The 21,374-nt window shown below is 55.7% G+C and carries 20 protein-coding genes; 13 read left to right on the top strand and 7 right to left on the bottom strand.

Annotated features, from left to right (window positions below; genetic code table 11):
• Nucleotides 1–303 carry a type II toxin-antitoxin system RelE/ParE family toxin gene (locus APT89_RS17475; protein WP_041911577.1) on the bottom strand — a complete coding sequence of 101 codons (303 nt, stop codon included), beginning with the start codon at nt 301–303 and terminating at the stop codon, nt 1–3.
• A 197-nt stretch (nt 304–500) separates the two neighbouring features.
• Here APT89_RS17475 and rluF point away from each other — a divergent pair, with 197 nt between their 5' ends.
• Entirely contained in the window at nt 501–1,373 is an 873-nt protein-coding gene (rluF, locus tag APT89_RS17470; RefSeq protein WP_022646725.1) for a 23S rRNA pseudouridine(2604) synthase RluF, read from the top strand.
• Here rluF and APT89_RS17465 read toward each other — a convergent pair whose 3' ends face one another.
• From APT89_RS17465 to lysC, 3 genes are all read right to left on the bottom strand, one after another.
• Nucleotides 1,374–1,646 (bottom strand): DUF3811 domain-containing protein, encoded by a 273-nt coding sequence (locus APT89_RS17465; RefSeq protein WP_060573136.1) that lies wholly within the window; start codon nt 1,644–1,646, stop codon nt 1,374–1,376.
• A gap of 50 nt (nt 1,647–1,696) precedes the next feature.
• Nucleotides 1,697–2,641 carry a ketopantoate/pantoate/pantothenate transporter PanS gene (gene panS / locus APT89_RS17460; RefSeq protein WP_047362611.1) on the bottom strand — a complete coding sequence of 315 codons (945 nt, stop codon included), beginning with the start codon at nt 2,639–2,641 and terminating at the stop codon, nt 1,697–1,699.
• 93 nt (nt 2,642–2,734) lie between these two features.
• Nucleotides 2,735–4,084: a lysine-sensitive aspartokinase 3 gene (lysC, locus tag APT89_RS17455; protein ID WP_041911575.1), complete on the bottom strand. Its 1,350-nt coding sequence runs from the start codon at nt 4,082–4,084 to the stop codon at nt 2,735–2,737.
• 374 nt (nt 4,085–4,458) lie between these two features.
• On the opposite strand from lysC, the gene pgi reads away from it, so the two are divergent.
• The 6 genes from pgi to psiE all read left to right on the top strand — a co-directional run bounded on the left by pgi (nt 4,459) and on the right by psiE (nt 10,822).
• Nucleotides 4,459–6,108 (top strand): glucose-6-phosphate isomerase, encoded by a 1,650-nt coding sequence (gene pgi, locus APT89_RS17450; RefSeq protein WP_060573134.1) that lies wholly within the window; start codon nt 4,459–4,461, stop codon nt 6,106–6,108.
• Between the two features lie 366 nt (nt 6,109–6,474).
• Complete coding sequence (gene yjbE, locus APT89_RS17445) at nt 6,475–6,717, top strand: exopolysaccharide production protein YjbE (RefSeq protein WP_013095034.1); 243 nt, start codon at nt 6,475–6,477, stop codon at nt 6,715–6,717.
• A 63-nt stretch (nt 6,718–6,780) separates the two neighbouring features.
• Nucleotides 6,781–7,419 (top strand): YjbF family lipoprotein, encoded by a 639-nt coding sequence (locus APT89_RS17440; protein ID WP_041911573.1) that lies wholly within the window; start codon nt 6,781–6,783, stop codon nt 7,417–7,419.
• Nucleotides 7,416–8,156, top strand: a complete 741-nt coding sequence (locus tag APT89_RS17435) for a capsule biosynthesis GfcC family protein (RefSeq protein WP_072201787.1) — start codon at nt 7,416–7,418, stop codon at nt 8,154–8,156. Before APT89_RS17440 ends, APT89_RS17435 begins: the two co-directional genes overlap by 4 nt.
• On the top strand, nt 8,153–10,249 hold the full coding sequence (locus APT89_RS17430) for a YjbH domain-containing protein (RefSeq protein ID WP_028015126.1): 2,097 nt from the start codon (nt 8,153–8,155) through the stop codon (nt 10,247–10,249). Before APT89_RS17435 ends, APT89_RS17430 begins: the two co-directional genes overlap by 4 nt.
• A 162-nt stretch (nt 10,250–10,411) precedes the next feature.
• A complete protein-coding gene (gene psiE, locus APT89_RS17425) occupies nt 10,412–10,822 on the top strand; it encodes a phosphate-starvation-inducible protein PsiE (RefSeq protein WP_000202963.1) in 411 nt (136 codons plus the stop codon).
• 96 nt (nt 10,823–10,918) lie between these two features.
• Here psiE and malG read toward each other — a convergent pair whose 3' ends face one another.
• From malG to malE, 3 genes are all read right to left on the bottom strand, one after another.
• Complete coding sequence (gene malG / locus APT89_RS17420; protein WP_006810496.1) at nt 10,919–11,809, bottom strand: maltose ABC transporter permease MalG; 891 nt, start codon at nt 11,807–11,809, stop codon at nt 10,919–10,921.
• Between the two features lie 14 nt (nt 11,810–11,823).
• Nucleotides 11,824–13,368, bottom strand: coding sequence for a maltose ABC transporter permease MalF (malF, locus tag APT89_RS17415; RefSeq protein ID WP_041911570.1), 1,545 nt, complete (start codon nt 13,366–13,368; stop codon nt 11,824–11,826).
• 120 nt (nt 13,369–13,488) lie between these two features.
• Nucleotides 13,489–14,679 (bottom strand): maltose/maltodextrin ABC transporter substrate-binding protein MalE, encoded by a 1,191-nt coding sequence (gene malE, locus APT89_RS17410; RefSeq protein ID WP_032644952.1) that lies wholly within the window; start codon nt 14,677–14,679, stop codon nt 13,489–13,491.
• Nucleotides 14,680–15,049: 370 nt separating this feature from the next.
• Between malE and malK the strand changes: the two genes are divergently transcribed.
• From malK to APT89_RS17380, 6 genes are all read left to right on the top strand, one after another.
• Nucleotides 15,050–16,159: a maltose/maltodextrin ABC transporter ATP-binding protein MalK gene (gene malK / locus APT89_RS17405; protein ID WP_060573131.1), complete on the top strand. Its 1,110-nt coding sequence runs from the start codon at nt 15,050–15,052 to the stop codon at nt 16,157–16,159.
• 71 nt (nt 16,160–16,230) lie between these two features.
• Nucleotides 16,231–17,574, top strand: a complete 1,344-nt coding sequence (locus tag APT89_RS17400) for a maltoporin (protein WP_048957455.1) — start codon at nt 16,231–16,233, stop codon at nt 17,572–17,574.
• A gap of 113 nt (nt 17,575–17,687) precedes the next feature.
• Nucleotides 17,688–18,641: a maltose operon protein MalM gene (malM, locus tag APT89_RS17395; RefSeq protein WP_045631390.1), complete on the top strand. Its 954-nt coding sequence runs from the start codon at nt 17,688–17,690 to the stop codon at nt 18,639–18,641.
• Between the two features lie 180 nt (nt 18,642–18,821).
• Entirely contained in the window at nt 18,822–19,319 is a 498-nt protein-coding gene (gene ubiC, locus APT89_RS17390) for a chorismate lyase (protein WP_014882105.1), read from the top strand.
• Nucleotides 19,320–19,331: 12 nt separating this feature from the next.
• Nucleotides 19,332–20,201 carry a 4-hydroxybenzoate octaprenyltransferase gene (ubiA, locus tag APT89_RS17385; protein ID WP_028015133.1) on the top strand — a complete coding sequence of 290 codons (870 nt, stop codon included), beginning with the start codon at nt 19,332–19,334 and terminating at the stop codon, nt 20,199–20,201.
• A 200-nt stretch (nt 20,202–20,401) separates the two neighbouring features.
• A complete protein-coding gene (locus APT89_RS17380) occupies nt 20,402–21,373 on the top strand; it encodes a TRAP transporter substrate-binding protein (RefSeq protein ID WP_060573129.1) in 972 nt (323 codons plus the stop codon).
• Nucleotide 21,374: the final 1 nt, after the last annotated feature.

Below are 21,374 nucleotides of genomic sequence, written 5' to 3'. Positions count from 1 at the left end.
TCACTCCTGCCATTGGGATACATTGCCCAGCATTTTTGCCATCAGTATGTCTCTGTCCTGGCTGCTTTTGTCACCGCCACATAACAGCACAATGATGCAATTGCTTTGGTATTTAAAATAGATTCTGTAGCCCGGACCAAAGTGGATCCTTAGCTCACTTATACCTTCTCCCACGGGTTTAACGTCGCCCGCTAAGCCATTTGCCAACCGAAAGAGGCGGGAAGCGATAATGGTCTTCGCTCGTCGATCTTTTAAGTTTTGCTCCCAGCGTCGGAAGGATTCTGTCTGAACAATCTCCTTCATATTACTCCCTGTGATTTATAAACTACAAACACTTCTACATGGAGAGCAAAACTAAAAGGCTTGAACACATGGGTAAATGACAGGATGCTAAATCCTGAAAGCATCTCGCAAACTAAAAAACCCGTCTCAGTTACCGTCGGCTAATCTTTTTTTTCGGCCCAAACCTAAGGTATATTTCGCCCTTCACAGGAGAAACTATGCTGCCAACTCAATCAACCCGATTAAACAAGTACATTAGCGAGAGCGGTATCTGCTCACGTCGCGAGGCTGACCGTTACATTGAACAAGGCAACGTGTTTCTTAACGGCAAACGCGCCACTATCGGCGACCAGGTGGTGCCTGGCGATGTGGTTAAAGTGAATGGTCAGGTCATCGAACCGCGTGATGCTGAAGACCTGGTGTTTATCGCGTTGAACAAACCGGTTGGGATTGTCAGCACCACGGAAGACGGTGAACGGGACAACATCGTTGATTTCGTTAACCACAGCAGCCGCATTTTCCCGATTGGCCGTCTGGATAAAGACTCTCAGGGGCTGATTTTCCTCACCAACCACGGCGATCTGGTCAACAAAATTCTGCGTGCCGGTAACGACCACGAGAAAGAGTATATCGTTACGGTGAACAAGCCGGTGACGGACGAGTTCATTCGCGGGATGGGCGCAGGCGTGCCGATTCTGGGCACCGTGACGAAGAAGTGCAAGGTCAAAAAAGAAGCGCCCTTTGCGTTCCGTATCACGCTGGTGCAGGGCCTGAACCGCCAGATCCGTCGCATGTGCGAGTATTTTGGTTATGAAGTGACGAAGCTGGAACGTACGCGCATCATGAACGTCAGCCTGTCCGGGATCCCGCTGGGCGAGTGGCGTGACCTAACGGACGACGAGCTGATCGAGCTGTTCAAGCTTATCGAAAACTCCTCGTCCGAAGCGAAGCCGAAAGCCAAAGCCAAACCGAAAACGCAGGCGATTAAACGTCCGGTGGTTAAGGCACCGCAGGCGGAAGAGAAAGGGCGGGGCAAGCCGGGTAACGGAAAACGCTTTACCCAGCCGGGGCGCAAAAAGAAAGGGCGCTGATTAGCGCCTTCCACGGGTTGATGTATTGGCGGACCAGGAAAAGGTCGCCTCTGCATCCGGCTTATAAGCCTGCTCTTTTTTCAGCTTGCGGGCTTTTTTCGCCGCAGCCTGACGTTGCGCCATCAGCTTGTCGATATACTCTTTTTTAACCTGATTGGTTTCGGCGTTCGTCAGCGTGCGGCCATGGGCGATGCGGGCGCGGTCGAGAAGCGTTTTAAGTTCACGCTGCTCGGCTTCCGTCATGTCTTTCTGGGTCAAACGTGGTGTAGCCATTGCTGAAGCCTCCTGATGGGGAGGCTCCAGTGTAAAGCAAGCCGCGTCAATTAACCCTGCTTCAGCGCATCTTTTTTCGGTTGTTCATCAATCGGTTTACCGGACCAGTAGCCCGCCAGCAGCGAGCCGGACAGATTGTGCCAGACGGAGAACAGCGCGCCCGGCAGGGCCGCCAGCGGTGAGAAGTAAATTTTACCCAGCGCCGCTGCCAGGCCGGAGTTCTGCATCCCTACCTCGATTGCCAGCGTGCGGCAGGTGGACTCGTCAAAGCCAAACAGCTTCCCGCCCCAGTAGCCGCCCAGCAGGCCAATGGTGTTATGCAGCACCACCGCGACGATCACCACAAAGCCCACGGAGGCAATGTGCGACGCGGAACCAGCCACCACGGCGCTGATGATCGCCAGAATGCAGACCATCGAAAACGCGGGCAGGTACGGCTCAACCGCTTTCACCACGCGTGGGAAAAGATGGTGAATGACCAGCCCCAGCGCAATCGGGATCACCACAATCTGCAGAATGCTGAGCAACATGCCCATCACGTCCACCTGAATATGCGCGTCCACGTACAGGCGGGTTAACAGCGGTGTGGCAATCACGCCCACCAGCGTGGATACCGAAGAGATGGTCACGGAGAGCGCCACGTCACCTTTCGCCAGATAGATCATTACGTTAGATGCCGTACCGCTGGCGACGCTGCCCACCAGCACCATCCCGGCGGAGAGATCGGGCGGCATCTTAAAGGCCATCGCCAGCAGCCAGGCCGCGAGCGGCATCACCAGGTAGTGCAAAAATATTCCTGCCGCGACGGGCGCCGGGCGCGACAGCACGCGTTTAAAATCGTCGATTTTAAGGTGCACGCCCATGCCGAACATAATCAGCATCAGCAGCGTGGTGACCCACGGACCAATGCCCGTGAACGTGGTAGGGGTGTAATACGCGAGTACGGAGAGCAGCAGCGCCCATAGCGGGAACAGCCGGGTGATAGCGGATAACATATTGAATTCCTTGCAGTATTGTCGTGTTGTTTAGTTATGAAAAAGCCGGGTCTGTGCCCGGCTTATAGGTATTGTTTATCGTGCTAACGAATTTTATTCAAACAAATTCTGATGAAGTTTCTGCACCACCTGCTCGGCCTGATCGGCAGGGACCAGGAAGCAAAGGTTATAGCTGGAGGCACCGTAGCAGATCATGCGGATGTTGAACGGGTCAAGCACGCCGAACACCTCTTTGCCCACGCCGCAGGCGCGAGACAGCTTGTTACCGATGATGGCCACCAGCGCCAGGTCTTCTTCGACCTCCACGCGGCACAGCTCAGACAGCTCAATCAGCAGCGACTGCGTCAGCAGGGTGTCGCCGGTGGAGGTGGAGCCGGTGGTGTCCAGCGTCAGCGCAATGCTCACCTCGGAGGTGGTAATCAAATCTACAGAGATGTTATGGCGCGCGAGGATGCCAAACACTTCCGCCAGGAAGCCGCGGGAGTGCAGCATATTGTGGCTGTGCAGCGTGACCAGCGTTTGGCGGCGGCGCAGGGCCAGCGCGCGGAACAGTGGCGGGTTCTCGGTTTTCTTGCAGACCAGCGTCCCGCCCGCTTTTGGATCTTTACTGGAGCCAACGAAGACCGGAATATCGCTGCGCACGGCGGGCAGCAGCGTTGCCGGATGCAGCACTTTTGCACCGAAGGTGGCCATTTCCGCCGCTTCTTCAAAGGCAATCACATCAATACGTTTTGCCGCGGAAACGACGCGCGGATCGGTGGTGTAAATACCCGGCACATCCGTCCAGATATCCACGCGCGTTGCGTGCAGGGCTTCGCCCAGCAGCGCGGCGGTGTAATCGCTGCCGCCACGGCCAAGCGTGGTCGTGCGTCCTTTCGCTTCGCTGCCGATAAAGCCCTGGGTGATCACCATGCCTTCTGCCAGGCGCGGCGCCAGCTGCTGGTTGGTGAGCTCGGCCAGCATCTCAACGTCCGGTTCAGCGCGCCCAAAACGATCGCTGGTGCGCATCACTTTACGCACGTCAAACCACTGCGCCTGAACGTTACGCTCGCGCATAATTTCAACGAACAGCAGGGTAGACATCAATTCACCGTGGCTGACCAGTTCATCGGTCAGGGCGGTGGAGGTTGCCAGTGACGCCGCTTCTGCCAGGGTGGTGATATTTTCCAGCAGACGCTCCACTTCTTCGCGGATCACGTTCGGGTTTTGCAGACGTTCAAGAATGTCGAACTGAATTTTGCGCAGTGCATCCAGCTTCACGAAACGTTCTGTCGCTTCCAGTCCTTCAGACAGAGAAACCAGCAGGTTCGTCACGCCGGCGGATGCAGAGAGCACCACCAGGCGGGTATTCGGATCGGCCAGCACCACATCGGCGCTGCGGTTCATGGCATCGTAATCGGCCACACTGGTGCCGCCAAACTTGGCGACCACAAAACTCGTCATAACAACCTCGTGTCAGGGAATGAATAAGCGACCTTGGCACAAGAATGAAACGAAAACAGGTGCAGGCGCAAAATACGGCCCTATAAATAAAATGCGGGGGAGGTCCTGTCAATGCTGGGATTATGCGGATTTTTTATGGGGGGGTACCCCTGAGAAACAGGACTTATAACAGGCCCATATTTTATGCTCCTTTTTACCCCCTTTTGACCGACATTTCGCCACGCCGGAAGGGCGCGACAGCAGCTATACTTTTCGGGTCTTTTCACCTGCGTTTGATGCAGACCAGGGCAATGGCATAAAAACCATCACAATTTTTATTTGCAGGCGCTACAATCGACCGCAGTCACAATTCTCAAATCAGAAGAGTATTGCTAATGAAAAACATCAACCCAACGCAGACCGCTGCCTGGCAGGCACTCCAGAAACATTATGATGAAATGAAAGACGTCACCATCGCGGATCTGTTCGCGAAAGATGCCGATCGTTTCACTAAGTTCTCCGCGACCTTCGATGACCTCATGCTGGTGGATTTCTCCAAGAACCGCATTACCGAAGAGACGCTGGCAAAACTGCAGGATCTGGCGAAAGAGACCGAGCTGGCCGACGCCATCAAATCCATGTTCTCCGGCGAGAAGATCAACCGCACCGAAGACCGTGCCGTGCTTCACGTGGCGCTGCGCAACCGTAGCAATACGCCAATCATCGTTGACGGCAAAGATGTGATGCCGGAAGTAAACGCGGTGCTGGAAAAGATGAAAACCTTCTCTGAAGCGATCATCTCCGGCAGTTGGAAAGGCTACACCGGCAAAGCAATCACCGACGTGGTGAACATCGGTATCGGCGGCTCTGACCTCGGCCCGTTCATGGTGACCGAAGCGCTGCGCCCGTACAAAAACCACCTCAACATGCACTTTGTCTCTAACGTCGATGGTACCCACATCGCCGAAGTGCTGAAAAACGTGAACCCGGAAACCACCCTGTTCCTGGTGGCGTCTAAAACCTTTACCACCCAGGAAACCATGACCAACGCCCACAGCGCGCGCGACTGGTTCCTGAAAACCGCGGGCGACGAAAAGCACGTGGCGAAACACTTCGCGGCGCTGTCTACCAACGGTAAAGCGGTAGGCGAGTTCGGTATCGACACCGCGAACATGTTCGAGTTCTGGGACTGGGTTGGCGGCCGCTACTCTCTGTGGTCTGCAATCGGTCTGTCCATCATCCTGTCCGTGGGCTTTGACAACTTCGTTGAGCTGCTCTCCGGCGCGCATGCGATGGACAAACACTTCTCCACCACCGCGCCTGAGAAAAACCTGCCGGTGCTGCTGGCGCTGATCGGTATCTGGTACAACAACTTCTTCGGCGCTGAAACCGAAGCGATCCTGCCATACGACCAGTACATGCACCGTTTTGCGGCCTACTTCCAGCAGGGCAACATGGAATCCAACGGTAAGTACGTTGACCGTAACGGCAACACGGTGGACTACCAGACTGGCCCGATCATCTGGGGCGAGCCGGGCACCAACGGCCAGCATGCGTTCTACCAGCTTATTCACCAGGGTACCAAAATGGTACCGTGCGATTTCATCGCCCCGGCGATCACGCACAACCCGCTGTCCGACCACCATCCGAAGCTGTTGTCTAACTTCTTCGCACAGACCGAAGCGCTGGCGTTCGGTAAATCCCGCGAAGTGGTTGAGCAGGAATACCGTGACCAGGGTAAAGATCCGGCCACGCTGGAGCACGTTGTGCCGTTCAAAGTGTTCGAAGGCAACCGTCCAACCAACTCCATCCTGCTGCGCGAAATCACCCCGTTCAGCCTGGGCGCGCTGATTGCGCTGTACGAGCACAAGATCTTCACCCAGGGCGCGATCCTGAACATCTTCACCTTTGACCAGTGGGGCGTTGAGCTGGGCAAACAGCTGGCAAACCGCATTCTGCCAGAGCTGGGTGACGATAAAGCCATCGACAGCCACGACAGCTCCACCAATGGTTTGATTAACCGTTATAAAGCATGGCGTGCGTAATTAATATGTCATGAAAAATGCCGGCGATATGCCGGCATTTTTTTATCGGATAATTCCTGATGTCTGTTAGTTAACTCAAATTCTGACTCTGAGTTTAATCTGAAAAAGGCGGTTAACCTGCTAATTGCTGCGGTTTATTTTAAGAAAATACGTAGAGCTAAGATAATAAGGCTATATTATAATTTATTGATTCTTATCGATTATTTATTTCAAATATTTGTTTTTCGTTTCTGTTTTATCCATTAGTCCGAAAACCATCCCCCTATTTCCCCCCACGGTAAACCCTCTGCTGTAGTTGTGTATACTCGATTCCGCCTGAATTTCTTTTCGGGCAAATCTCCATTCATTCATTGAAGGGAAATTGTTATGAAGAAAGTACTGTATGGCATTTTTGCCATATCTGCACTTGCGGCGACGTCTGTCTATGCAGCTCCGGTCCAGGTCGGGGAAGCAGCAGGGTCGGCAGCGACGTCTGCGTCTGCGGGAAGTTCTACCGCAGCCAGCACCAGCACCGTAAGTTCAGCCGTGGGTGTCGCGCTGGCGGCAACCGGTGGCGGTGATGGCTCCAATACCGGAACCACGACCACTACGACAACCAGCACCCAGTAATACCGGGTGTTTTAATCATAACCACACTTCGGTGTGGTTATTTCGCCCCTTCGGAGAAGAGTCGTGAAGCGACCTGCAATCATTCTGATTTGCCTGCTGTTGCAGGCGTGCTCAGCCACCACCAAAGGGCTGGGACATTCACTGTGGGAAAGCCTGTTCGGCACGCCGGGCGTTCATCTGACCGATGACGAACTTCAGAACATGCCGTACGCCAGCCAGTACATGCAGCTAAACGATGGCCCGCAGCTGTTTGTGGTGCTCGCTTTCGATGAAAACGGGCAGCAGAAATGGGTGACGCAGGATCAGGCCACCATCGTCACGCAGCATGCCCGAATCGTGAAAACGCTGCTCGGCGGCGACAACTTGCTCGAGGTGAATAATCTCGCCGAAGACCCGCTCATCAAGCCAAATCAGATCGTCGACGGCGCAAGCTGGACGCGCACGATGGGCTGGACCGAGCACAAGCAGGTGCGCTACGCCACGGCCCGCTCCACCTTCCGCTGGGACGGTACGGACAACGTGAAAGTCGGCAGCGACGAAACGCAGGTTCGCGTGCTGGATGAAGAGGTCACCACCGACCAGGCCACCTGGCATAACCGCTTCTGGATCGACGAGGATGGGCAGATCCGTCAGTCCTTGCAGTATCTCGGTGCCGGTTTCTTCCCGGTGAAAACCACCCTGATCAAGGCGGCGAAATCATGAAAACGCTCATCCACGCTGCGCTTCTCGCCAGCCTTGCCGCGCCGCTGGCGTGGTCTGCAGGAACGGTAAAGGTCTACACGCCGGACAGTGAAAAACCCAAAACCTTAACCAACGCCGAGCATCTGCTCGATCTCGTCGGGCAGCCAAGGCTTGCCAACAGCTGGTGGCCGGGAGCGGTGATCGGCGAGCGTCAGGCGACGGTTAAGGCGGAGCAGGAACACCGTGCCCTGCTGGCCCGCCTGACGAGCCTGGCGGAGCAGGAAGACGGCGACGATGCCGCGGCCATTAACAGCGTTCGCCAGCAGCTTCAGGCGCTGAAAGTGACAGGCCGCCAGAAAGTTAATCTTGATCCAGATGAAGTGCGCGTCACGGAAAAGGGCAACCCCACGCTTGAAGGGGAGTACACCCTCTGGCTTCCGGTGAAGCCGACGACGGTGACCGTGATGGGGCTTATCAGCAGCCCCGGTAAAAAGCCCTTTACGCCCGGCCGCGACGTGGCGAGCTATCTCGACGAACAAAGCCTGCTGAGCGGCGCGGATAACAGCTACGCATGGATTATTTATCCAGACGGGCATACGCAAAAAGCGCCGGTGGCGTACTGGAATAAACGCCATATCGAACCCATGCCGGGCAGCATCATTTTTGTCGGTTTTGCCGACCATTTCTGGACGAAGGCATATGACGGGCTTAACGCCGATATCCTTCACTCCCTGACACAGCGGATACCGGAAGAATGAAAAGAACCTATCTCTACAGCATGCTGGCGCTCTGCGTAAGCGCCGCCTGCCATGCAGAAACGTATCCGGCACCTGTTGGCCCGTCTCAGTCAGACTTCGGCGGCGTCGGTTTACTGCAAACGCCTACCGCGCGCATGGCGCGTGAAGGGGAAATTAGCCTTAACTACCGCGATAACGACCAGTATCGCTACTATTCCGCCTCCGTACAGCTTTTCCCGTGGCTTGAAACCACGCTGCGCTATACCGACGTGCGTACGAAACAGTACAGCAGCGTCGACGCCTTCTCCGGCGATCAGACCTACAAAGATAAAGCCTTCGACGTCAAACTGCGCCTGTGGGAAGAGAGCTACTGGATGCCGCAGGTCTCCGTGGGTGCAAAAGATATCGGCGGTACCGGCCTGTTCGACGCGGAATACATCGTGGCCAGCAAGGCCTGGGGACCGTTTGATTTTTCTCTCGGTCTTGGCTGGGGCTATCTCGGCACCAGCGGCAACGTTAAAAACCCGTTCTGTACCTACAGCGATAAATACTGCTATCGCGATAACAGCTACAAGAAAGCCGGTTCCATCAACGGCGACCAGATGTTCCACGGCCCGGCCTCGCTGTTCGGTGGTGTGGAATACCAGACGCCGTGGCAGCCTCTGCGCCTGAAGCTGGAGTACGAAGGGAACGACTACTCGCAGGACTTCGCCGGGAAGATTGAGCAGAAGAGCAAGTTTAACGTCGGCGCCATTTATCGCGTCACCGACTGGGCCGACGTTAACCTCAGCTACGAGCGCGGCAACACGGTGATGTTTGGCTTCACGCTGCGCACCAACTTCAACGACATGCGGCCGCACTACAACGATAACGCGCGGCCTGCCTACCGGCCGGAGCCGCAGGACGCGATTCTGCAGCACTCCGTGGTGGCAAACCAGCTGACCCTGCTGAAATACAACGCCGGCCTGGCCGATCCGAAAATTCAGGTGAAAGGCGATACGCTGTACGTCACCGGCGAGCAGGTGAAATACCGCGACTCGCGGGAAGGGATCGAACGCGCCAACCGGATCGTGATGAACGATCTCCCGGACGGGATCCGCACGATCCGCGTGACGGAGAATCGCCTGAATCTGCCGCAGGTCACCACCGAAACCGATGTCGCCAGCCTCAAGCGCCATCTTGAAGGCGAACCGCTCGGGCATGAAACCGAGCTGGTGCAAAAACGCGTAGAGCCGATCGTGCCGGAAACCACCGAGCAGGGCTGGTATATCGATAAATCGCGCTTTGATTTCCATATCGATCCGGTACTGAACCAGTCCGTCGGCGGGCCGGAAAACTTCTACATGTATCAGCTGGGTGCGATGGCGACGGCGGATCTGTGGGTCACCGACCACCTGCTGACCACCGGCAGCCTGTTCGGCAACATTGCGAACAACTACGACAAGTTTAACTACACGAACCCGCCGAACGACTCGAAGCTGCCGCGCGTGCGTACCCGCGTGCGTGAATACGTGCAGAACGATGTCTACGTGAATAACCTGCAGGCCAACTACTTCCAGTACTTCGGCAACGGCTTCTACGGCCAGGTTTACGGAGGCTACCTGGAGACTATGTTCGGCGGCGCGGGGGCGGAGGTGCTGTATCGTCCCGTCGACAGCAACTGGGCGTTCGGGATTGATGCCAACTACGTTAAGCAGCGTGACTGGCGCAGCGCGCAGGACATGATGAAGTTCACCGACTACAGCGTCAAAACCGGCCACCTGACCGCCTACTGGACGCCTTCGTTCGCGCAGGACGTGCTGGTGAAAGCCAGCGTCGGCCAGTATCTGGCGGGCGACAAGGGCGGCACGCTGGATATCTCCAAACACTTCGACAGCGGCGTCGTGGTGGGCGGCTACGCCACTATTACCAACGTCTCGCCGGACGAGTACGGGGAAGGGGACTTCACCAAAGGGGTTTACGTGTCGATTCCGCTGGATCTCTTCTCATCCGGTCCGACTCGCAGCCGTGCGGCAGTGGGCTGGACGCCGCTGACGCGTGACGGTGGTCAGCAGCTTGGGCGTAAGTTCCAGCTGTACGACATGACCAGCGATAAGAACATTAACTTCCGCTGATGCTTCACGCCGTGTGGCACTGCGTTTGCCCGGCCTACGGTTTTTGTAGGCTCGGTAAGCGCAGCGCCACCGGGCGAATGCGCCAAACATAAACAAAAAATATAGATCTCCGTCACATTTTTGCGTTATACAGGAATCTCGTCCTGGAGAATGAGGTGCTGTATGACATCCCTGACTCGCCCGCGCGTTGAGTTTATCTCAACGATACTCCAGACCGTGCTGAACCTCGGTCTGCTGAGCCTTGGCCTGATCCTGGTCGTCTTTCTCGGCAAAGAGACGGTGCATCTGGCGGATGTGCTATTTGCCCCTGAGCAAACCAGCAAATATGCGCTGGTGGAAGGCCTGGTGGTCTACTTTCTCTACTTTGAATTTATCGCCCTGATTGTGAAGTACTTCCAGTCCGGCTTTCACTTCCCGCTACGCTATTTTGTTTACATTGGCATCACCGCCATTGTGCGGCTGATCATCGTCGATCATAAATCCCCGCTCGACGTGCTGATCTACTCGGCGGCGATCCTGCTGCTGGTGATCACCCTCTGGCTGTGTAACTCGAAGCGGCTGAAACGGGAATAAAAAAATGGCGGCCCGGAGGCCGCCTAACAACAGTCACAAGTTGGGTCAATACAATACGTCTAAAGTTGAGGGTTGCAGTGGCATAACAAATGAAACTTAACCTTTCACGCCGCCCGCCGTCAGGCCATTCACCAGCCAGCGCTGGGCCAGCAGGAACACCACGGTAATCGGGATGGCGGACAGTACGGCCGCCGCGGCAAAGTCGCCCCACAGGTAGTTTTGCGGGTTGAGGTATTGCTGCATACCTACGGCCAGGGTGTAGCTGTTCACATCGCGCAGTAACAGTGAGGCGACCGGTACTTCGGTGATCGCCGCGATAAACGACAGGATAAACACCACCGCCAGAATCGGCACGGACAGCGGCAGCAGCACCAGACGGAACGCCTGCCACGGGGTAGCACCATCCAGCGACGCCGCCTCTTCCAGCGAGCCGTCGATGGTTTCGAAATAGCCTTTAATGGTCCACACATGCAGGGCAATACCGCCGAGATAGGCAAAGATCACGCCGCCGTGGGTATTCAGACCGATAAACGGCACGTACTGGCCCAGACGGTCAAACAGGGCGTACAGCGCCACCAGCGACAGCACCGCCGGGAACATCTGAAAAATCAGCATGCCTTTCAGCAGCGTTGCTTTGCCCGGGAAACGCATGCGGGCGAAGGCATAAGCACAGGTGGTGGAGAGCGTCACGATGCCGATCGCGGTGATGGTTGCTACCTTCACCGAGTTCCACAGCCACAGCAGCACCGGGAACGGCGGCGGGGTGACGCGGCCATCGGCGTGCTCCACGCTGAAGCCCAGCGCGAGCTTCCAGTGCTCCCAGGAGATTTCATCCGGGATCAGGCTCCCGGTCGCAAAGTTACCCGAGCGCAGGGAGATGGCGATAACCATCAGCAGCGGGAACATGATGGCCGCGATGAAAATCAGCAGGCCTAAGTGCGTCGCGAGGAGGCGCAGCTTCTGAGATTTGGGTTGTACCATTGCCATGTTCAGTGCCCTCCTTAATCAAATTTCATACGTGTGGCTTTCAGGTTCACAATCGCCAGTGCGCCAACCAGCAGGAAGATCAGGGTGGCAATCGCCGCCGCCAGACCAAAGTCCTGGCCGCCGCCGCCTTCAAAGGCGATACGGTAGGTGTAGCTCACGAGCAGGTCGGTATAGCCTGCCGGCGTGGTGGTGCCAAGGCGGTCCGGGCCGCCGTTGGTCAACAGCTGAATCAGCACGAAGTTGTTAAAGTTAAAGGCGAAGCTGGCAATCATCAGCGGCGTCAGCGGCTTAATAAGCAGCGGCAGCGTAATTTTAAAGAAGTTCTGGAACGGACCCGCGCCGTCCATCGCCGAGGCTTCATACAGATCGTCCGGAATCGCCTTCAGCAGCCCCATGCACAGGATCATCATGTACGGATAGCCCAGCCAGGTGTTGACGATGATAATCATCGAGCGGGCGGTGGTCGGGTCGCTGAACCAGGCCGGTTTGATACCGAACAGCGCGCTCAGCATCATGTTGATTTCACCGAAGCTCTGGTTAAACAGCCCTTTGAAAATCAGAATCGAGATAAACGACGGCACGGCGTAAGGCAGAATCAGCAGCACGCGGTAAATCGCTTTGCCTTTCAGGGACTCCCACTGCACGAGGCAGGCCAGTACCATGCCTACGGCAACGGTCAGGATCACCGTCAGCACCGAGAAGACCACCGTCCAGACGAAGATGGCGAAGAACGGTTTCTGGATACCTTCGTCGGTAAACACGCGGGTAAAGTTGTCCCAGCCGATGGTGACGGTATAGCCAGGGCTGAGCTTGTCATCACCCCATTTGCCATCGGCATTTACAGACTGATAAAAACCAATGTCGTTATTCGGACGGTACTTCACGCCGCTCTGGTTGTTGGTCAGCGTGCCGTCGTCCGCCAGGGTATATAGCGGCTGCGTGCCGGAAAACTGGCGCAGCGAGCTCATGGACACTTTGCTGTCATCGGGCAGCACGGCGGTGAGCTGGGTCAGCGCCTGGCGATTCTGGGTAATGATACGCAGGTTCGCACGTTCACCCTCCGGCAGGGCCGCGGCCTCTTTTAAGACCAGCTTCTGCTCGCCGCCAAATTTGAACGCGTCGGAAAGATAGTTTTTGCCGCTCTCACCGTCAGTGAGCGCTAACTTCCACTCGTTACCTGCAGGATACAGGCCGAAGTTGAAGGTTTTACCCGCCTGATAAGAGCGATCCAGAAGCACCTGAGTGGCGCGTTCCTGCGCGAGCTGGTTGGTGCTGCTGTAGTTGGTGAACGCAATGGCGATGGTGCAGATCAGCGGGAACAGGACAAACAGCCCCATCCCGGCCACGCCCGGGTAGACATAGCGCCAGGCATAGGCTTTACGGTTGGCGAAAATATACAGGCCAGCAGAGCTTAAGATCAGCGTCATGATGGCGAACAGATATTCCCCTTGTACGTACATTAAAACAACAAGGTAACCCACCAGCAGACACAGCAGACCGATCGCTGACCACTTCAGCGCGTCGCTTTGCCACCAGTGCTTCTTTTTAATGACATCCATGGGGTTCTTCCTCTACAACGGTGGAAACTTTTCGTCAGGTGGCGCTGCGCTTACCTGACCTACGGATCGTGCCGTAGTCGTAGGGCGGGTAAGCGCACGCGCCACCCGCCGTTTTTCTTCTTACTTAGTAATACGACCCTGAGCATCCTTCAGCGCGGCATCGACAGTCTGGCGACCGCTTGCAGCGTTGATGACGGCGGTACGGGTGGCGTACCAGAACGCGGCCATCTGTGGGATGTTCGGCATGATTTCGCCTTTCTGAGCGTTATCCATGGTTGCCGCGATGCGTGGATCTTTTGCCAGCTGATCCTGGAAGGATTTCAGCGCCACGGCGCCCAGCGGTTTGTCCTTGTTCACTTCACCCAGACCCTGATCGGTCAGCAGGTAGTTTTCCAGGAACTCTTTCGCCAGCTCTTTGTTCGGGCTGGCGGCGTTGATGCCCGCGCTCAGCACGCCCACGAACGGTTTAGACGGCTTGCCGTTGAAGGTTGGCAGCAGGGTCACGCCGTAGTTGATTTTGCTCTTGTCGATATTGGTCCAGGCCCACGGACCGTTGATGGTCATCGCGGTTTCGCCTTTGTTGAACGCCGCTTCCGCGATGGAGTAGTCGGTATCCGCGTTCATGTGTTTGTTCTTAATCAGGTCAACCAGGAAGGTCAGGCCTTTTTTCGCGCCCGCGTTGTCCACGCCCACGTCTTTCACGTCATATTTGCCGTTTTCAAACTTGAACGCGTAGCCGCCGTCAGCAGCAATCAGCGGCCAGGTGAAGTACGGCTCTTGCAGGTTGAACATCAGGGCGGATTTACCTTTCGCCTTCAGCTCTTTATCCAGTTTCGGGATCTCTTCCCAGGTTTTTGGTGGGTTTGGCACCAGGTCTTTGTTGTAAATCAGTGACAGGGCTTCAACCGCGATTGGGTAGGCGATCAGCTTGCCGTTATAGCGAACGGCGTCCCAGGTGAACGGGAACAGTTTGTCCTGGAAAGCTTTGTCTGGCGTGACTTCAGCCAGCAGGCCAGACTGCGCGTAACCGCCGAAACGGTCGTGTGCCCAGAAGATGATGTCAGGGCCGTCGCCGGTTGCTGCAACCTGCGGGAATTTCTCTTCCAGTTTGTCCGGGTGCTCTACGGTGACTTTGATACCGGTGTCTTTCTCGAATTTTTTGCCCACTTCGGCCAGGCCGTTATAGCCCTTGTCGCCGTTAATCCAGATAACCAGCTTGCCTTCTTCAATTTTGGCGAGCGCTGGGGCGGAAACCATCATTGCTGCAAGGGCGGACAATGCGAAAACGCGTGCGCCAGTCTTGATATTCATATCTGCCATCCTTTTTGGTGATGTGCTCGTGGATACATAAGGTGGTTCAACGTGACTCAGTCTCCTTATTTGACATCCTCTTTCCATCCTCCCAACCCCTACGCCCCACCCCCCGTTTGTGTGATCTCCGTTGCATAAATTTAAGTTATGAGTGCTGGCGCACATAAAAACCCACCGAATTTTGCAGGCGGCTTCACGAATTTCGCCTCAGCCCCCCGGCTGCGGTCGCAGAGCCTGTTCTCTCATCCTCCCGCCTCCTCCCCCATAAAAAAGGCGGGGGGTGGAGGATTCACGAAAGTAATGGATACCCCATAGTGAACTTATCTTGAATGTTTCTGTCGGTGACAGGTTGTAACGAAGGGAGAAGGGCATGGCGAGCGTACAGCTGCGTAATGTAACGAAAGCCTGGGGCGACGTAGTGGTGTCGAAAGACATCAATCTGGACATCACTGAAGGCGAGTTTGTGGTGTTTGTCGGCCCATCAGGCTGTGGTAAATCAACTCTGCTGCGTATGATTGCCGGTCTTGAAACTATCACCAGCGGCGACCTGTTGATCGGTGATACCCGAATGAATGACGTCCCGCCAGCCGAACGCGGCGTAGGCATGGTGTTCCAGTCTTATGCGCTTTATCCCCATCTTTCCGTTGCCGAGAACATGTCCTTTGGCCTGAAGCTGGCCGGGGCGAAAAAAGAGGTCATTAACCAGCGCGTCACGCAGGTGGCTGAAGTGTTGCAGCTGGCGCACCTGCTGGAGCGTAAACCGAAAGCGCTTTCCGGCGGTCAGCGTCAGCGTGTGGCGATTGGCCGTACGCTGGTGGCCGAGCCGCGCGTGTTCCTGCTTGATGAACCTCTCTCTAACCTGGATGCCGCCCTGCGCGTCCAGATGCGTATTGAAATCTCCCGTCTGCATAAGCGCCTTGGCCGCACGATGATTTACGTCACCCACGATCAGGTCGAAGCGATGACCCTCGCCGACAAAATCGTGGTGCTGGACGCCGGTCGCGTGGCGCAGGTGGGCAAACCGCTGGAGCTGTATCACTACCCGGCAGACCGCTTTGTTGCGGGCTTCATTGGCTCGCCAAAGATGAACTTCCTGCCCGTCAAAGTGACGGCGACAGCCATTGAACAGGTACAGGTGGAGCTGCCAAACCGCCAGCAGGTCTGGCTGCCGGTCGACAGCGCCAACGTACAGGTTGGGGCAAATATGTCCCTCGGTATCCGTCCTGAGCATCTACTGCCAAGCCACATTGCGGATGTGACGCTGGAAGGTGAAGTTCAGGTCGTCGAACAGCTTGGTCACGAAACACAGATTCATATCCAGATCCCCGCCATCCGTCAGAACCTGGTCTACCGCCAGAATGACGTGGTGTTGGTAGAAGAGGGTGCCACATTCGCTATCGGCTTGCCGCCAGAGCGTTGCCATCTGTTCCGTGAGGATGGCACCGCATGTCGTCGGCTGCACAAAGAGCCAGGCGTTTAAGCAATCCCAAAAGAAGACACGAAACCGACAGGTGAAGTGTTCAAAGAAAAGCAATGATCTCAGGAGATAGAATGATGATTACTCTGCGCAAACTTCCTCTGGCAGTTGCCGTCGCAGCGGGCGTAATGTCTGCTCAGGCGCTGGCCGTGGATTTCCATGGTTATGCTCGTTCCGGTATCGGCTGGACGGGTAGTGGCGGCGAACAACAGTGCTTCCAGGCAACCGGTGCCCAAAGTAAATACCGTCTTGGTAACGAATGTGAAACCTATGCGGAACTGAAGCTGGGCCAGGAAGTTTGGAAAGAAGGCGACAAGAGCTTCTACTTCGACACCAACGTAGCGTACTCCGTGGCGCAGCAGAATGACTGGGAAGGTACTGACCCGGCGTTCCGCGAAGCTAACGTGCAGGGTAAAAACCTGATTGAATGGCTGCCAGGCTCTACCATCTGGGCCGGTAAGCGCTTCTATCAACGCCATGACGTACACATGATCGACTTCTACTACTGGGATATCTCTGGTCCTGGTGCGGGTCTGGAAAACATCGATGTCGGTTTTGGTAAGCTCTCTCTGGCAGCAACCCGTTCTTCCGAAGCAGGCGGTTCATCCTCTTTCGCCAGCAATAGTATTTATGATTACACCACTCGTACAGCGAACGATGTCTTTGACGTGCGCCTGGCACAGATGGAAATCAACCCAGGTGGCACTCTGGAACTGGGTGTTGATTACGGTCGTGCTAACCCGCGTGATGATTATCGCCTGGTTGATGGTGCTTCAAAAGATGGTTGGATGTTCACCGCTGAGCACACCCAGAGCATGCTGAAGGGCTATAACAAGTTTGTGGTTCAGTATGCCACTGACTCAATGACGTCTCAGGGTAAAGGCTTGTCTCAAGGTTCTGGTGTAGGCATCGATTCTAACTCGGGTTATGCCTACGACATTAACAACAACGGTAGCCTGTTGCGTATTCTCGACCACGGTGCAATCTCTCTGGGCGATCGCTGGGACCTGATGTATGTCGGTATGTACCAGGACATCGACTGGGATAACAACAACGGGACCAAGTGGTGGACCGTGGGTGTACGTCCGATGTTCAAATGGACGCCTATCATGAGCACCTTACTGGAAGTGGGTTACGACAACGTGAAATCACAAAGCGCTGACGAAACCAACAACCAGTACAAAATCACCCTGGCACAACAGTGGCAGGCAGGCGACAGCATTTGGTCTCGCCCGGCAATCCGTGTATTCGCAACCTACGCCAAGTGGGATGAGAAGTGGGGTTATGACTACAACGGTAACCCATCTAACAACGCTAACTACGGTAAAGCGTTCAAAGATGGTTTCAATGGAAGCTCCTTCGGTCGTGGCGACAACGACGAGTGGTCCTTCGGCGCCCAGATGGAAATCTGGTGGTAATCCCGTCTTAATCTGACGTAATGACCAAACTGAGGGGCGCAAGCCCCTCAATCCTTGGGACGGCGCGCTATTGCCTGGCTACCGCTGAACCTGTGCATTTTGAGGTGATAACAATGAAAATGAACAAAACTCTCCTTGCCCTTTGTTTATCCGCAGGGCTGCTGGCAAGCGCGCCTGCCGTGACGCTCGCTAACGTCAATTTCGTTCCGCAAAACACAACATCTGCACCAGCTATTCCGACAGCGGCACTGCAACAGCTTGTCTGGACGCCTGTCGATCAGTCTAAAACCCAGACCACCCAGCTCTCAACGGGCGGCCAGTCGCTTAATGTTCCGGGTATTACCGGCCCGGTCGCTGCGTATAGCGTACCCGCCAATATCGGTGAACTGGCCATTACCCTGACCAGTGAAGTCAACAAGCAGACGAGCGTATTTGCGCCTAACGTGCTGATTCTCGATCAGAACATGACGCCATCAGCCTTTTTCCCAAGCGAATACTTTACCTACCAGGAGCCTGGCGTGATGAGCGCCGATCGTCTGGAAGGCGTCATGCGCCTGACCCCTGCGCTGGGCCAGCAAAAACTCTACGTGCTGGTCTTTACCACCGAGCAGGATCTCCAGAAGACCACCACGCTGCTCGATCCGGCTAAAGCCTACGCAAAAGGCACCGGTAACGCGATTCCTGATATTCCGGACCCTATTGCTCGTCACGTCACCGACGGAACGTTAAAGCTGAAGGTGAAAACGAACAGCGGTTCCAGCGTGCTGGTCGGCCCGCTGTTTGGCTCCTCCGGTAACGGCCCTGTGACCGTGGGCAATACCGCAGCACCTGCTTACACCGCGCCTGCTGCCACGGCAGCCGCACCGGTCGCCGCAGCAGCGCCAGCCCCGGCGAAGAAAGCCGAGCCCGTACTGAACGACACCGAAGAGTACTTCAACAACGCCATTAAGCAGGCGGTGAAGCGCGGCGATGTCGATAAAGCGCTGAAACTGCTTGATGAAGCCGAACGTTTAGGTTCAACCACTGCCCGTTCCACCTTTATCAGCAGTGTAAAAGGCAAGGGGTAACTGTTCCCCACAGTGCTGATTTGTTAGTAGTTTAGTGCGCCTGAGTGGGCGCACTTTTTTTCGTATTCGCCAGGCTGTTGCGCCCATGTTGCGATAGTGATCGTTAAATAACGTTTGGCCCCCCCTCATTGCCCGTTTCTGCGATACAATGCCATTACGTTATGTATCGGAGAGTCTGGCATGTCACACCCCGCGCTAACGCAACTGCGTGCGCTGCGCTATTTCGACCAAATACCTGCGCTTGATCCGCAGCAGCTGGACTGGTTGCTGCTGGAAGATTCCATGACAAAACGTTTTGAGCAACAGGGTAAAACGGTCACGGTAACCCTGATACAGGAAGGGTTTGTCTCCGGCGATGAGATCGCCAGCGAGCTGCCGCTGTTGCCGCAAGAGGAACGCTACTGGCTGCGTGAAATTTTACTCTGTGCCGATGGCGAACCCTGGCTTGCCGGGCGGACGGTGGTGCCCGAATCTACCCTATCCGGGCCTGAGCTGGCGCTGCAGCGGCTGGGGAAAACGCCGCTGGGACGTTATCTTTTCACCTCATCTGAGCTGACCAGGGATTTCATTGAAATTGGGCGTGATGCCGAACTGTGGGGGCGCCGTTCCCGCCTTCGCCTGAGCGGTAAGCCGTTAATCCTGACGGAGCTATTTTTACCGGCATCACCGTTGTACTAAGAGGAAGAAAAAATGGAGTGGACCCTGACGCAGAATAAGCTGTTGGCGTATCACCGCTTAATGCGTACCGATAAACCCATTGGCGCGTTGCTGCTGCTGTGGCCGACCTTATGGGCGCTGTGGGTGGCCACGCCGGGCATGCCGCCACTGTGGATCCTGGGCGTATTCGTTGCCGGCGTCTGGCTGATGCGCGCGGCGGGCTGCGTGGTGAATGACTATGCCGATCGTAAATTTGACGGCCACGTAAAGCGCACTGCCAACCGCCCGCTACCCAGCGGCCAGGTGACCGGGAAAGAAGCGCGCGTACTGTTCATCGTTCTGGTGCTGCTCTCTTTCCTGCTGGTATTAACCCTTAACACCATGACGATTCTGCTGTCCGTCGCGGCGCTCGCACTGGCCTGGGTTTATCCCTTTATGAAGCGCTACACCCATCTGCCTCAGGTGGTGCTGGGGGCGGCGTTTGGCTGGTCGATTCCGATGGCGTTTGCGGCAGTTAGTGAGTCCTTACCGCTTAGCTGCTGGCTGATGTTCCTGGCGAACATTCTCTGGGCCGTGGCGTATGACACGCAATATGCGATGGTTGACCGCGACGATGACCTGAAAATTGGCATTAAATCCACCGCCATTCTCTTTGGACGCCAGGACAAACTTATCATTGGCATTCTGCAGGTTGCGGTACTGGCGCTGATGGTCGCGATTGCGCGCCTGAACGGGCTGAACTGGGAATTTTACTGGTCGATACTGGTGGCAGGGCTGCTGTTTGCCTACCAGCAAAAGCTGATTGCAAAACGCGAACGTGAAGCCTGCTTTAAAGCGTTTATGAACAATAACTATGTCGGTCTGGTGCTGTTTTTAGGTCTGGTCATGAGCTATTTTTCCTGATTGATGCGCGGTCATGCCCCGCCGGGTATGACCGCGTCGTTACCCGGCATTACCGCCCTCACAAATTTAAACCATCGTTTCATAAATTCGCGCTTTTGTGAGGCGCTTCACCTACGCTTCTCCCGGGCTAGTCTATTTTCTAAGCGTAAAAAAATAAAACACTGTTTTAACGCTGACATCGCTACCCTGGAGCTGACTCAATGAAAACGACCCTCAAGCCGTTACTGGCTGCGCTGTGCCTGTCTGCTTTTGCCTGCACCGTTTCTGCCCAAACCATCAAAGCCGCCGATGTGCATCCTGAAGGCTACCCGAACGTGGTCGCGGTTCAGCAGATGGGTGAAAAACTCAAACAACAAACCGACGGCAAGCTGGAGATTAAGGTCTTCCCCGGCGGCGTGCTGGGGGATGAAAAGCAGATGATTGAGCAGGCGCAGATGGGGGCGATTGACATGATCCGCGTCTCCATGGCGCCGGTTGCCGCCATCCTGCCGGATATCGAAGTCTTCACCCTGCCGTACGTTTTCCGCGATGAGGATCATATGCATAAAGTGATCGACGGGGATATCGGCAAGCAGATCGGCGACAAGCTGACCGCGAACCCGAAATCCCGCCTGGTGTTCCTCGGCTGGATGGATTCCGGCACCCGCAACCTGATCACCAAAGAGCCGATCGTCAAACCTGAAGATCTGAAAGGGAAGAAAATCCGCGTGCAGGGCAGCCCGGTGGCACTCGCCACGCTGAAGGACATGGGGGCGAACTCGGTGGCGATGGGCGTAAGCGAGGTATACAGCGGCATGCAGACCGGCGTGATCGACGGCGCGGAGAATAACCCGCCCACCTTTATCGCCCACAACTACATGCCAGTTGCTAAAAACTACACCCTCAGCGGCCACTTTATCACTCCGGAAATGCTGCTCTATTCAAAAGTGAAATGGGACAAGCTGAGCGCTGATGAACAGCAAAAAATCCTGACCCTGGCCCGTGAAGCGCAGTTCGAACAGCGCAAGCTGTGGAATGCGTATAACGACCAGGCGCTGGCGAAAATGAAGGCGGGCGGCGTGCAGTTCCACGATATCGATAAGACGGTATTCATCAAGGCCACAGAGCCGGTGCGCGCCCAGTATGGCGACAAGCATCAGGATCTGATGAAAGCCATCGCTGACGTCCAGTAAT

The sequence above is a fragment of the Enterobacter sp. 50588862 genome, assembly GCF_001462935.1.
Classification (GTDB): domain Bacteria; phylum Pseudomonadota; class Gammaproteobacteria; order Enterobacterales; family Enterobacteriaceae; genus Enterobacter; species Enterobacter bugandensis.
The sequence above is the reverse complement of the archived record's forward strand: the minus strand, read 5'-3'. Positions and strand labels throughout refer to the sequence as shown.

Excerpts from the sequence above, each read along its gene's own strand:
- APT89_RS17380 (WP_060573129.1), top strand. The coding sequence starts at position 20,402 with ATGAAAACGACCCTCAAGCCGTTACTGGCTGCGCTGTGCCTGTCTGCT.
- psiE (WP_000202963.1), top strand. The coding sequence starts at position 10,412 with ATGACATCCCTGACTCGCCCGCGCGTTGAGTTTATCTCAACGATACTC.
- malG (WP_006810496.1), bottom strand. The coding sequence starts at position 11,809 with ATGGCAATGGTACAACCCAAATCTCAGAAGCTGCGCCTCCTCGCGACG.
- pgi (WP_060573134.1), top strand. The coding sequence starts at position 4,459 with ATGAAAAACATCAACCCAACGCAGACCGCTGCCTGGCAGGCACTCCAG.
- APT89_RS17430 (WP_028015126.1), top strand. The coding sequence starts at position 8,153 with ATGAAAAGAACCTATCTCTACAGCATGCTGGCGCTCTGCGTAAGCGCC.
- ubiA (WP_028015133.1), top strand. The coding sequence starts at position 19,332 with ATGGAGTGGACCCTGACGCAGAATAAGCTGTTGGCGTATCACCGCTTA.
- APT89_RS17435 (WP_072201787.1), top strand. The coding sequence starts at position 7,416 with ATGAAAACGCTCATCCACGCTGCGCTTCTCGCCAGCCTTGCCGCGCCG.
- malK (WP_060573131.1), top strand. The coding sequence starts at position 15,050 with ATGGCGAGCGTACAGCTGCGTAATGTAACGAAAGCCTGGGGCGACGTA.
- malM (WP_045631390.1), top strand. The coding sequence starts at position 17,688 with ATGAAAATGAACAAAACTCTCCTTGCCCTTTGTTTATCCGCAGGGCTG.
- malF (WP_041911570.1), bottom strand. The coding sequence starts at position 13,368 with ATGGATGTCATTAAAAAGAAGCACTGGTGGCAAAGCGACGCGCTGAAG.
- malE (WP_032644952.1), bottom strand. The coding sequence starts at position 14,679 with ATGAATATCAAGACTGGCGCACGCGTTTTCGCATTGTCCGCCCTTGCA.
- panS (WP_047362611.1), bottom strand. The coding sequence starts at position 2,641 with ATGTTATCCGCTATCACCCGGCTGTTCCCGCTATGGGCGCTGCTGCTC.
- APT89_RS17475 (WP_041911577.1), bottom strand. The coding sequence starts at position 303 with ATGAAGGAGATTGTTCAGACAGAATCCTTCCGACGCTGGGAGCAAAAC.
- yjbE (WP_013095034.1), top strand. The coding sequence starts at position 6,475 with ATGAAGAAAGTACTGTATGGCATTTTTGCCATATCTGCACTTGCGGCG.
- APT89_RS17400 (WP_048957455.1), top strand. The coding sequence starts at position 16,231 with ATGATGATTACTCTGCGCAAACTTCCTCTGGCAGTTGCCGTCGCAGCG.
- rluF (WP_022646725.1), top strand. The coding sequence starts at position 501 with ATGCTGCCAACTCAATCAACCCGATTAAACAAGTACATTAGCGAGAGC.
- APT89_RS17465 (WP_060573136.1), bottom strand. The coding sequence starts at position 1,646 with ATGGCTACACCACGTTTGACCCAGAAAGACATGACGGAAGCCGAGCAG.
- ubiC (WP_014882105.1), top strand. The coding sequence starts at position 18,822 with ATGTCACACCCCGCGCTAACGCAACTGCGTGCGCTGCGCTATTTCGAC.
- lysC (WP_041911575.1), bottom strand. The coding sequence starts at position 4,084 with ATGACGAGTTTTGTGGTCGCCAAGTTTGGCGGCACCAGTGTGGCCGAT.